Annotated in this window: 11 protein-coding genes and 1 tRNA gene; all 12 read right to left on the bottom strand. The window is 37.9% G+C overall.

Features of this window, described 5'->3' with window-relative positions:
• Nucleotides 1-28: 28 nt before the first annotated feature.
• The gene (rpoC, locus tag AB1444_10100) at nt 29-4,234 is read right to left on the bottom strand and encodes a DNA-directed RNA polymerase subunit beta' (protein ID MEW6527006.1); all 4,206 of its coding nucleotides are present in this window, start codon (nt 4,232-4,234) and stop codon (nt 29-31) included.
• A 45-nt stretch (nt 4,235-4,279) separates the two neighbouring features.
• Complete coding sequence (rpoB, locus tag AB1444_10095; GenBank protein ID MEW6527005.1) at nt 4,280-7,729, bottom strand: DNA-directed RNA polymerase subunit beta; 3,450 nt, start codon at nt 7,727-7,729, stop codon at nt 4,280-4,282.
• Nucleotides 7,730-8,000: 271 nt separating this feature from the next.
• Nucleotides 8,001-8,384 carry a 50S ribosomal protein L7/L12 gene (rplL, locus tag AB1444_10090; protein ID MEW6527004.1) on the bottom strand — a complete coding sequence of 128 codons (384 nt, stop codon included), beginning with the start codon at nt 8,382-8,384 and terminating at the stop codon, nt 8,001-8,003.
• Between the two features lie 145 nt (nt 8,385-8,529).
• Nucleotides 8,530-9,045, bottom strand: a complete 516-nt coding sequence (gene rplJ, locus AB1444_10085; protein ID MEW6527003.1) for a 50S ribosomal protein L10 — start codon at nt 9,043-9,045, stop codon at nt 8,530-8,532.
• A complete protein-coding gene (gene rplA, locus AB1444_10080) occupies nt 9,045-9,728 on the bottom strand; it encodes a 50S ribosomal protein L1 (protein MEW6527002.1) in 684 nt (227 codons plus the stop codon). The genes rplJ and rplA overlap by 1 nt, the downstream gene beginning before the upstream one ends.
• 38 nt (nt 9,729-9,766) lie before the next feature.
• Nucleotides 9,767-10,201: a 50S ribosomal protein L11 gene (gene rplK, locus AB1444_10075; protein MEW6527001.1), complete on the bottom strand. Its 435-nt coding sequence runs from the start codon at nt 10,199-10,201 to the stop codon at nt 9,767-9,769.
• A gap of 32 nt (nt 10,202-10,233) precedes the next feature.
• On the bottom strand, nt 10,234-10,776 hold the full coding sequence (nusG, locus tag AB1444_10070) for a transcription termination/antitermination protein NusG (GenBank protein MEW6527000.1): 543 nt from the start codon (nt 10,774-10,776) through the stop codon (nt 10,234-10,236).
• Between the two features lie 2 nt (nt 10,777-10,778).
• Complete coding sequence (gene secE / locus AB1444_10065) at nt 10,779-10,964, bottom strand: preprotein translocase subunit SecE (GenBank protein ID MEW6526999.1); 186 nt, start codon at nt 10,962-10,964, stop codon at nt 10,779-10,781.
• 10 nt (nt 10,965-10,974) lie between these two features.
• Nucleotides 10,975-11,127 carry a 50S ribosomal protein L33 gene (rpmG, locus tag AB1444_10060; protein ID MEW6526998.1) on the bottom strand — a complete coding sequence of 51 codons (153 nt, stop codon included), beginning with the start codon at nt 11,125-11,127 and terminating at the stop codon, nt 10,975-10,977.
• A 174-nt stretch (nt 11,128-11,301) separates the two neighbouring features.
• A tRNA-Thr gene (locus AB1444_10055) sits at nt 11,302-11,374 on the bottom strand.
• Between the two features lie 42 nt (nt 11,375-11,416).
• Entirely contained in the window at nt 11,417-12,256 is an 840-nt protein-coding gene (locus AB1444_10050; protein MEW6526997.1) for a hypothetical protein, read from the bottom strand.
• Nucleotides 12,253-12,792: DUF488 domain-containing protein (locus AB1444_10045; GenBank protein MEW6526996.1), on the bottom strand; the 540-nt coding region annotated here is incomplete at its 5' end. The genes AB1444_10050 and AB1444_10045, both read right to left, overlap by 4 nt.

Genomic DNA, 12,792 nt, shown 5'->3' with positions numbered 1-12,792 from the left:
ATTTTACCTGTAGAATTGTCAAGAAATTTTACTTCTCAGCAGGGATTTCTTCCTCTACTTCTTTTGCAACGCCATCTAAATCGCCCTTAACTTTTTGATATACGGTAACCTTATTGTATTCGCGCACACCCGTACCTGCTGGGATTAGATGACCAATGATTACATTTTCCTTTAATCCACGTAATCTATCAATCTTTCCTTTAATTGCTGCTTCGGTTAACACGCGTGTTGTTTCCTGGAACGATGCAGCAGATATAAACGATTCTGTATTAAGAGCAGATTTTGTTATACCCATCAGTACCGGTTTTGCAGATGCTGCTTTACCACCTTCTTTTTCAACACGCATATTTTCATCATCAAACTCAAACTTATCAACTATCTGGTCTACCACAAAGCTTGTATCACCAGGATCTTCTATGATGACTTTTCTTAACATCTGTCGCACAATTATCTCAATGTGCTTATCATTTATCTGAACACCCTGTAAACGATACACTTCCTGAATTTCGTTTACAAGGAATTTTTCAAGTTCACGCGGTCCCTTAATATCAAGGATATCATGGGGATCAATTGGGCCATCATCTATTTTATCACCTTTATTGATCCAGTCGCCATCCTGAACCCGTAAATACTTGGAAGCAGGTATCTGATATTCTCTTTCTTCGCCATAATCACCGGTAACAATTATCTTACGTTTATTCTTAACGGTATCGCCAATTTTAACACGTCCGTCAATTTCGGATATGGTTGCCTTATCCTTGGGGGTGCGTGCTTCAAACAGTTCAGCTACTCGTGGCAAGCCACCTGTAATATCTTTTGTCTTTTCCACTTCTTTTGGTATTTTTGCAAGAACCATGCCTGCCTTTACTGTCTGTCCATCATCAACAAACAGGTGTGCGCCTTTTGGTAATAGATAGTTGAATGTTTCATCAGCAGATGAAACTTCGATAGCTGGCTGTAACTTTTCAGTTTTTGCCTCAACGATAATACGCTTAAGCTGATGTGTCTGAGGATCTATCTCCTCCCTCATACTCTTATTGATTTCAATATCAATAAATTTTACCTTACCATTTATTTCTGTTAATATTGGCTCAAACCAGGGATCAAATTTCACCAGCACATCAGTTTTCCCCGTCTGTGGGTTTACATTATAAAATTTATCAGTTTTTAAATAAATTGTAGAACCTATATTAACAGGAATCATATTGGGCTCACCAAGAATATATGCCCTGGATTTATCAAGTTTGACCACACCTGATTTTGTTGTAACAGTAAATGAACCGTCAGATTTTTTTACTATTGGAGTTCCACTATATACTCTGTCACCATCATGTACCACCAGTTCACCACTTTTTACCGGTATCTCTTCCAGTAATCGCTGTAAAACGATATAACCACGCCGTACAGATATGGTTTTCTTCTCACCCTGTTCGTCCTCAGTTTTTACTGTTTTGAAGGTAGTTTCCTTTATGTAGACAGGGTAATTAAAACTGATTTCACTTTCTTCAACAACGTGAGATGCAGTACCTCCGATGTGGAAGGTACGCATGGTAAGCTGAGTACCTGGCTGACCAATAGACTGTGCCGCAATAATTCCCACAGCCTCACCAATATCAACCATACGTGCAGTAGCTAAATTTCTACCATAACAGCGTGCACAAACACCATGTCGAGCTTCACATGTTAATACCGATCTGATTGTTATGCGGTCAAGGCCTAATTCATCAATCTTTTCTGCAATCTCTTCAGTAATTAATTCACCACTCTTGCAAATAATTTCATTGGTAACCGGATGATACAGATCATAAAGCAGGGTTCTGCCCAATACCCTGGAACCAATAGATTCCACCACCTCATCCCCTTCTTTCAATGCGCCTACATCAATTCCTACCGAGGTACCGCAATCATCCATTGTTATAACTACATCCTGGGCGATATCAACAAGTCTTCGTGTTAAATACCCGGCATCAGCAGTTTTTAATGCAGTATCTGCCAGACCTTTTCGTGCACCGTTAGTGGAGATAAAATACTCAAGTACTGTCAGTCCTTCTTTAAAATTTGACTTGATGGGTACATCAATGATTTCACCGCTTGGTTTTGCCATAAGGCCACGCATACCTGCAAGCTGGCGTATCTGCTGTTTACTTCCTCGTGCTCCGGACTGTGCCATAATATAAATTGGATTAAATCCATCAGCATCCTGTGACATTGTATTAAACATAACATCGGTAACATCTTCATTGGTTTTTGTCCAGAGGTCAATAACACGATTATACCGCTCTTCATTGGTTATATAACCGTTACGATATTCATTCTCAATCTTTTCCAGCATCTCATTAGATTTTTTAATTAATTCGTCCTTCAATGGAGGTACTTTTACATCACTTGTTGAGATAGTTGGCCCAAAATATGTTGCATATTTATAGCCCAATTCCTTGATGTCATCAAGCACCTTTACTGTTGCAGTTGGACCAAACTCTCTGAAGATTTTAGAAATAATTTTTGAAAGTTCCTTATCATTGACAGTATAGTTAACAAAAGGGTATCCTGCCGGAAGTTTCTCGTTAAAGATTAACCTACCTGGTGTTGTTTCAATAAATTCACCATCCATCAGATATTTAATCTTTGTCCTGTACTTAATTTGCCTGAATTCCAGTGCATATAATACTTCATCCATCGAGCCAAAATATGGAAGATATTCAGTTTCGCTTCGGAGTTCAGATGTTAAATAATATATCCCAAGAACAATATCCTGGGTTGGAGTTACAATAGGCTGCCCATTGGCAGGGTTAAGTAAATTATTAGCCGAAAGCATTAATGTCCAGCATTCTATCTGGGCCCGGGGTGATAGGGGAACGTGAACAGCCATCTGGTCGCCATCAAAGTCAGCATTGTATGCATGGCATACTAATGGATGCAGCTTGATAGCTTTCCCCTCTACAAGTACTGGTTCAAACGCCTGTATTCCTAACCGGTGTAGTGTAGGAGCACGGTTTAACAGCACGGGATGTTCGGCAATAACCTCTTCTAAAACTTCCCACACTTCAGGCCTTTCGTTTTCCACCATCTTTTTAGCAGACTTTATATTCTGCACAAAACCTTTATCTACCAGCCTCTTCATGATAAAAGGCTTGAACAACTCAACAGCCATCTTCTTTGGCAATCCACACTGATGCAGTTTAAGCTCAGGGCCAATAACTATAACTGAACGACCTGAATAATCAACTCGCTTACCCAGAAGGTTCTGTCTAAACCTGCCCTGTTTGCCTTTTAACATGTCACTAAGCGACTTAAGAGGCCTGTTGGCTTTTCCTTTCACTGCACGTTTGCGCTTGCTATTATCAAACAGTGCATCCACAGCTTCCTGAAGCATGCGTTTTTCATTTCTTACAATAATATCAGGTGCTCTCAGAAGAAGTAATCGTTTTAACCGGTTATTTCTATTGATAACACGCCTGTAAAGGTCATTAAGGTCAGATGTTGCAAACCTTCCACCATCAAGCTGAACCATTGGTCTTAGTTCCGGAGGAATAACCGGTACAACATCAAGTATCATCCACTCAGGCCGGTTGCCTGAATCTCTGAAAGCTTCTATGAGTTCAAGTCGTTTAATATCTTTTTTATCTACTTTCAGTTTATCCTGGCCTGCAATTTTGCTTCGCAATTCACGTGCTTCGCCGTCAAGGTCTATCCTTCTTAGCATTTCCTTGATTGCAGCTGCTCCCATATCTGCTACAAACTCATCACCATAGGTTTCATAATAATGGTTGAATGTATCTTCATCTATAACATCGCCATATTTCAAATCAGAATCAGAAGGATCAATAACAACGTATTTTTCATAATACAGTATAGATTTTAACTCATTCACTGTTAAATTAAGCAACAACCCTATTCGTGATGGTACTGAGCGATAATACCATATATGAGCCACCGGGCATGCTAATTCAATATGACCGCCACGCTCACGCCTGACTTTATAATGTGTGACCTCTACACCACAACGATCGCACACGACACCTTTATATCGTATTGATTTGAACTTGCCGCAATAGCATTCCCATTCTTTTGTTGTACCAAATATTCTTTCGCAAAAGAGGCCATCCCTTTCAGGTTTTAAGGTACGATAGTTAATTGTTTCAGGTTTTTTCACTTCACCATATGACCACTCGCGGATCATATCAGGAGAAGCTAATTTTATTTGAATAGAATTGAAATCATTAAAATCTCTCATCATATTACCTTCTTACCTTACATTAAATTTTTTAAAATTTACCAATTACTCATTTTCAAGCGTTTCAAGCTTGATTTTTCTCTTTGGCTTGCTTAAGCCTTCGCTCCATTCAGAGAGATTTATCTCATTACCATTGTCATCATAAATTCTGACATCCAGTGCAAGGCCGCGCAATTCCTGAACCAGTACATTGAATGACTCCGGAATCCCAGGCGAGGTAGTGTTAATACCTTTAACTATCGCTTCATAAATCCGTGCTCGCCCTAACATATCGTCGGATTTCACCGTAAGAAGCTCCTGCAGTGTGTATGCAGCACCATATGCTTCAAGTGCCCATACTTCCATCTCACCCAATCGCTGCCCGCCAAACTGTGCCTTACCACCCAATGGCTGCTGTGTTACCAGTGAATAGGGGCCTGTTGAACGCGCATGAATCTTATCATCAACCATGTGAGCTAATTTCAGCATGTAAATGTAACCAACCATAACCTCACTTTCAAAAGGCTCACCTGTCTGGCCATTATACAGGACAGTCTTTGATGATTCTGGCAAACCTGCTTTTTTCAAAAGTTCGCGTATCTCCTGCTCTTCTGGGCTATCAAAGATAGGGCATTCAGCTATAAATCCTAATTCCTTTGCCGCCCAGCCCAATTCAGTTTCCAGAAGCTGTCCCAAATTCATTCGGGATGGTACCGATAGTGGATTTAAAACAATATCAACCGGTGTTCCGTCAGGTAAATACGGCATATCATATACAGGAACTATCCTTGATATAACACCCTTGTTACCGTGGCGTCCCGCCATCTTGTCGCCAACTGATATCTTCCTTTTTGAAGCAATGTACACTTTGACAAGCTCTTCTACACCCGCAGACAACTCATCTCCATTCTCACGCGAAAAACGCTTCACATCAATCACTATACCCTCAACACCATTAGGCACTCTGAGCGATGTATCGCGCACCTCACGCGCTTTTTCACCAAATATGGAATGCAGCAGTTTGTATTCAGGTGTAAGGTCCTGCTCTCCCTTAGGAGTTACCTTGCCCACAAGTATATCGCCCGGAGCAACATAAGCACCCATCCTAACGATACCATTTTCATCAAGATCTCTGAACGCTTTTTCACTCAGGTTGGGAATATCACGGGTTATCACTTCCCTTCCAAGCTTTGTCTCTCTGGCTTCTATCTCAAACTGCTCAATATGTAATGATGTATATATATCATCATATACCAGGCGTTCAGAAAGCAGAATAGCATCCTCAAAGTTATATCCCATCCATGGCATGAATGCTACCAGGATGTTTTTCCCTAACGCTAATTTCCCATTGTCTGTGGCAGGCCCATCAGCCAGGATGTCACCTGCTTTTATTTTTTGACCTTTACGTACAATTGGTTTCTGGTTGAAACAGGTGCCCTGATTGGTTCGTTTAAACTTCAGGAGAGTATATTCATCTATCTCGCCGCTTGATGTTTTTACCCTGATAACTTTTGCATCTGCATATATTACTTCGCCGGCGCGTTTTGCCTTAATCACAACACCTGAATCCATAGCCGCAGGGCCTTCCATACCTGTACCTACCAGCGGAACTTCTTCCGTTAACAGTGGCACTGCTTGCCTTTGCATATTTGAACCCATAAGTGCACGGTTTGCATCATCATGTTCCAGGAACGGAATGAGGCATGTTGAAACTGAAAATACCTGATCCGGTGATACGTCCATATACTGAATTTCTTCAGGGCGTTTATAGGGGAAATCACCCCGGTGACGGCAAGGAATGAGGTTATCAACAAACTTGCCGCTTTCATCTATTTTGGCGTTGGCCTGGGCTATAAAATATTTATCCTCTTCATCAGCAGTAAGATATACAACCTTATCAGTAACCCTGCCATTTTCAACAACCTTATAGGGAGTTTCCAGAAAACCATAGTCATTAATGCGTGCATACGTACTCATCGATATGATCAATCCAATATTGGGGCCTTCAGGAGTCTCTATTGGACACATTCTTCCATAGTGTGATGGGTGAACATCACGCACTTCAAAACCAGCGCGCTCACGAGTTAAACCACCTGGCCCTAATGCATTAAGCCGCCGTTTATGGGTTAGCTCTGCCAATGGGTTTGTCTGGTCCATAAACTGCGATAGCTGGCTGGAACCAAAAAATTCATTGATGACAGCAGTAATTGGCTTGATGCTAATGAGCGCCTGTGGTGTGACCACATCAACATCCTGTATGGTCATACGTTCCTTAATAACACGTTCCATTCGTTGGAAGCCAATTTTTATCTGATTCTGAATAAGCTCGCCAACGGGCCGTATTCTCCTGTTTCCTAAATGGTCTATATCATCAACGATATATCCATCGACTTCAGCAATAAGGTTAATTAAATATTTAACCGTATGTACTATATCTTCTTTTCTGAGGTAATCTTCCTTTACCTCTTTCATATCAAAGCCAAACTTCTTATTTATCTTATAGCGTCCAACACCCCCCAAACTGTATGTTCTGGGATCAAAGAATAATCGGTTAAATATCTCACGTGCATTGTCAATATTGGTTGGCTCACCAGGTCTAAGCATCTGATGCAATTTCAATAATGCTTCTTCAGAGCTTTTGCAATCGTCTTTTTCTAAGGAAGTAATGAGATATGCATCGTCTTTATTCTTTGGGAATTCTATAACTTCTACAGCTTTTATCTTCTCATCCCGCAATATATCAACATAGTCAATAGTTATTCGTTCACCAGCCTCTAATAGTACTTCTCCTGTTTCTGGATTAATAACATCAGAAGCAACTCGTTTATTTTTCAGAGATTCGTAATCTTTTTCCTCAGTAAGGGTTATCTTTTTTGTATTATAGAAAAGCTTAATTATCTCTTCGTTAGTATTATACCCTAATGCTTTAAGAATGATAGTTGCAGGGAATTTTTTCTTCCTGTCAATACGAGCAACTATCAGGCCTTTAGCATCCATTTCAAATTCCAGCCATGATCCCCTGTCAGGGATTACCCGGGCACTGTACATTCTTTCAACTTCATCCCAGAAAAAGAAGATTCCCGGTGACCTGTGCAACTGATTTACCACAACACGTTCTGCACCATTTATAATGAAGGTGCCACTTTCTGTCATTAATGGTATATCGCCCATATACACAGACTGCTCACGGACTTCCATGGTATCCTTCTTAATGAGCCGTATTGTTGCTTTGAGCGGAGCTGCATACGTAACATCTCTTTCCTTACATTCCTGCACATTATATTTTGGCTCACCCAACTCATATTCAACAAATTCCAGTTCTATATCATCATTGGGACTTATTATTGGAAATGTTTCAAGAAACACTGCCTGAAGACCCTGGTTTTTCCTTTTGGAAGGGGCTACATCCTTCTGTAAAAACCATTTAAACGATTCGGTTTGATTTTCGATCAAATTTGGCAATCCAATGCCGGGTTTTATTTTACCAAAACGGATAACTTTTTGTTGTTTTTGCATAGTTTACACCTAAAATAAAATTTATTCACAATAAGCCAAAATATGAAGAAAATCGGACAATCGATTAAAAATTATTGTAAAAATATATTGTTCGTTTATTGTTTTATTCATACTGTTTGGGGCACTGTTATTGTATACAAAAGACTGAAAATGATAGTAAATTCTACAAATATCAACAACAGTAGGTTTGATTGCATCGCAACCAAACCTACTACTGTTTTCAATATACAGTATTACCAAAATCTTTTCAAGATATTTTACGTTTAAAACGTTACTTAATCTCGACAGTAGCTCCAGCTTCTTCAAGCTGTTTTTTAATCTTCTCGGCTTCTTCCTTGGAAACCTTTTCCTTGACTGGCTTGCCACCAGCTTCTACCAGGTCTTTGGCTTCTTTTAAACCTAAACCGGTAATGGCTCTGACTTCCTTGATAACATTAATCTTGTTATCACCAAAACCAGTGAGGATAACATCAAATTCTGTTTTTTCCTCAACTTCTGCAGCTGCTGCACCTGCTGCTGGTGCTGCTGCTACTGCAACTGGTGCTGCTGCTGAAATGCCAAACTTTTCTTCCATAGCTTTTACAAGTTCAGCCGCTTCAACAAGTGTTAAACTACCAATTGCTTCCAACAATTCCTGTACTGATAACTTTGCCATTATGTTACTCCTTATACTTAGTGAATCTTGAAGTTAATACGAACTTTAGTCGTAAAAACCTATAAGGGTAACCAATACTAAAAAGCTGTTAATCACATCTTTACTCAGTATCATTTACCCTTGATTATATGCTGTAATTAATTGTTTATGCGTTTTTTTCTGCAACCAGCTTAATACCACGTGCCAACGATGCCATAATCTGATTAATAGCTATAGCCGTACCTGATGCCGGACCATTTATAAGTGACATCACCTGTGCCAGCAATACTTCTTTTGACGGTAGATCTGCAATACGCTGCACATCTTTTGGCGAATATACAACGTTATCCATTATCGCCACGCTATACTGGAACTTATCCTGCTCTTTCTGAAAATCCTTTAAAACCTTGGCAACTTCACTAACTTCTTTATCTACAAAGACAACGCCAATAGGCCCCACAAGATATTGATCTATTTCAGGATAACCACAATCTTTAAGAGCTTTCCTGAACAACGTATTTTTGACAACCTTATACTCAGCTCCCTTTTCACGCAAAATCTTGCGGAGCTGATACATATCCTTAACTTTAATGCCTGAGTAATTAGTTAATATAACATTCTTTTTTGAAGCTAATTTTTCCTTTAGCTCATTAACAAAATCCACCTTATATTGCTTAACCATTACCGTTCAATCCCCTTATAATTAATTTTGATTCCTGGCCCCATTGTAGAGCATACATGAAAAGAACGTATATAGTTACCTTTTGCATCCGAAGGCTTGTCTTTAACAACCTGGCTATAAAATGCTTTAATATTTTCAGCTAATTTTTGCGGTTCAAAAGAAAGTTTTCCAACTCCTAAATGAATAACTCCTGTTTTATCAGCCTTATATTCCACTCTTCCGCCTTTTAATTCCTTAACAGCAGTTTTCACATCATCAGTCACTGTACCCGACTTTGGTTTAGGCATAAGCCCTCTTTTTCCAAGTATGGGGCCTAATTTTCCAACTTCTTTCATCATATCGGGTGTAGCAATAACAGCCTGAAAATCAAGCCATCCATTTTTAATTTTTTCGATAGCATCTTCAGCTCCAACAAAATCAGCCCCTGCTTCTAAAGCTTCTTTCTGCTTATCGCCTTTGCAAATAACAAGCACCTTGATATCCTTACCCGTGCCATGCGGCAACACTACCGAACCACGTACATTTTGATAACTTTTATGAATGACTTTTACCGATACTTCAACAGTCTCATCAAATTTTGCAAAAGCCAACTCTTTCATCATAGCCAATGCTTCTTCTAGTGGATAGAGTTTGCTTTTATCTATTTTTGCTCGTGCGTCTGTTATTCTTTTTCCTCTCTTCATATACAACCCCAAAAAATCCTAAATTTCAATGTGAAAAATCAGTCAACCACCTCTACTCCCATAGAGCGAGCTGTGCCTGCAATAATGCGTTTAGCAGCTTCAACATCATGCGCATTGAGATCCGGCATTTTTAATTTTGCTATCTCTTCAAGCTGAGCCTGAGTAATTTTACCAACCTTTTTTTTGTTAGGCTCACTGGAGCCTTTTTCAAGTTTCAACGCCTTTTTAATGAGAACAGCAGCAGGTGGAGTTTTAATGATAAATGTATACGTCCTATCTTCATACACTGTTATAATAACAGGCAATATGGTGCCCTGTTGATCCTTTGTTCTTTCATTGAATGCTTTACAAAACTCCATGATATTAAGGCCATGCTGACCTAAAGCAGGACCAACCGGTGGCGCAGGATTAGCCTGGCCGCCTGGGATTTGTAACTTAATTTGAGTGACTATTTTTTTCTTCTTTGGAGCCATCGTAATCAACCCTATAAAACAATATTTTTAAATTAAATCTTACCAACCTGAACAAAATCTAATTCAACAGGAGTTCCCCTGCCAAATATCTCAACTTTAACACGCAAGCGCCCTTTATCGGGATACACCTCTTCAATAACGCCGGTGAATTCTTTAAACGGGCCGTCAATTACCTTAACATGTTCGCCCACAGAAAAATCCATGACCACGGCAACTTTGTCTTTGGTTGTGACTTCACCCATTTTATTGAAAAGGCTATCAACTTCCTTTTCAGAAAGCGGCCTTGGTTTTTCAGTACCAAAAGAACCTACAAAGTTCGTAACCCCCGGTATACTCTTGATTGCCATCCACGTTTCATCATCAAGAACCATTTCAACCAGAACATATCCGGGAAATATCTTCTTTGGTTTTACAACCTTCTTTCCATCTTTAACTGAATGTTCCTCAACAGTTGGAATCTTCACCTGAAATATCTTATCCCCCAGGTTAAGATTCTGGACTTTTTTTTCCAGCGCCAGTTTGACTTTATTCTCATGGCCGGAATATGTATGTATTACATACCACCCTTTTGTCATAGCTATTGCATCACCAGAGATACTATTTTCATCAACGCAGCATCAACCAACCATAGAAACAACGCAGTGATTATAACCGTTATAACAACAACCATAGTCAAAGCACTTACCTCATCACGTTCGGGCCAGGAAACTTTTTTAAGCTCGTCTCTGGATTCCTTAACAAACTGTACTGTTTTATTAAACACGGTACGCACCTTATGCTTTAGTTTCTTTATGCAATGTATGCTTATTGCAATGCTTACAGTATTTCATTACTTCAAGCTTTCCAGTTTGCTTTTTCTTGTCCTTTTTGGTTGCATAATTGCGATTTTTACAATCTTTACATGATAATAGAACTACTTCACGCATAATGATATCCTATTATTAATAATAGTTTGTATAAGTGTATTGAATTTTTACAGTTTTTTAGCGTTTGTATGCAATTTTATAGATACGAAAGCACGCTATAAATATAGCACACCACGTCAAGTAATTAATTACCTGAATCAAAAAAAAATAAAAATTTTTATAAAATTAATAATGAGCCCACGACCAGAATCGAACTGGTGACCTTTTGCTTACCATGCAAATGCTCTGCCGACTGAGCTACGTGGGCATGTCTGAAATATACAATATATACATTTTAAATAAAATATTCCTAAAAAAAGGTGTTATTTGTCAAGATTTTTTTCGGAGGATAGAATACCCCAATAATAACAAAAGGATTTTTTGCCCGTCCATGATGTTGCCGGGTTGTGCCGAGAAAAAATAATATATCTTTTTTCTGAAATTCTTTTAAATATTTATTTTTTACCAATTCCAGAGCTTTTTTTTCGTTATTATTCGATCTTTTTAAACAATTCCAGTATAATTGACCTATTTCCCAATCCTCAATCATTAAAGTCGATTTTTTCCCTTTTATATCAGTAAAAGTATAAGAAAAGATATACGGAATTTTTTTAACTAATTCGAATGTTTCCTTAAAATAAATTTCTTCTTCAGAAGAAAAAAGTTCAAGTTGTTTATTATTTTGTTCAATCTGTTTAATTTTTTCTTTGTCCCATTCTCTATCAGTCTCTTCTATTTTTAAATCTATAATTTCTTCAGGTTTAAAGATAGCCAAAGAAAGAATATTTTTATTTGCTTTCTCAATTAATTGTGAAATATCATTATAGATAGGCGTTTTTTTTAATAATGCTTTCCGCTTTGCCCATTTATCTTCTGTATCCACAACATCAAGAAGTTTAATAGAATTATTATCAATGATTATATGACTTTCGGGACGCGGATCTGATTTATTTTTTCCTATTTTTGCTTTAATCCATTGATATTTTTTATAGCGTTTTTCATACTCAAGTAGACGAAACGGTATAGGGTAAAGCCTAATCCATTTACCATCTTCATCAATCCCAGCAGTACATACTAATTCACCATATTTTTTTGAAAGAGAAGGATATGTTTTTACAAGTATGAGTATTTTGACATCTTTTACAATCATATATGAGATACTTTAATCCCATAATTATATTCAATTTTTTTTGATATTATTGATCTATGACATTGTATATATTCTTTCTCAAAACAAGTAAGCCCAATTCTTTTTTTGTTTTGATATAATTTTATTATTTTTTCAATCAGTACTGGTTTATTTGATATTTCTTTCTCATATTCAACAAATAATTTTTTGTAATCCTCAACGGAATTTAAATTCTTGCGTTTCTCTGTTTCTATACCAAGTTCAGGCATGTGAATATATTGAATGTTGCTTTCCGGCAAAGTTTTAAATAAAAATTTTTTACTGAACCCATATTTCATACTCACAGGATTTTTCCTTACATCAATTATCAGATATATGTTTTCTTTTATTATTTGATTTAAATATTCATCGATTGTTTTCCCTTCATAACCAATTGTAAAAAAACATGGGGATTTTTCTAATTTAATATTATCTTTTCCACAGGCTATTTCACTCTTTAAAGTAAAATAAGGATATCTTTTATATATATTTTCAATTAATTTCTTCCCATTTAATTT

The organism is Spirochaetota bacterium, from assembly GCA_040756435.1.
In the GTDB taxonomy this organism is placed as follows: Bacteria; Spirochaetota; UBA4802; order UBA4802; family UB4802; genus UBA4802.
This window is presented reverse-complemented; position numbering and strand designations above follow the sequence as displayed.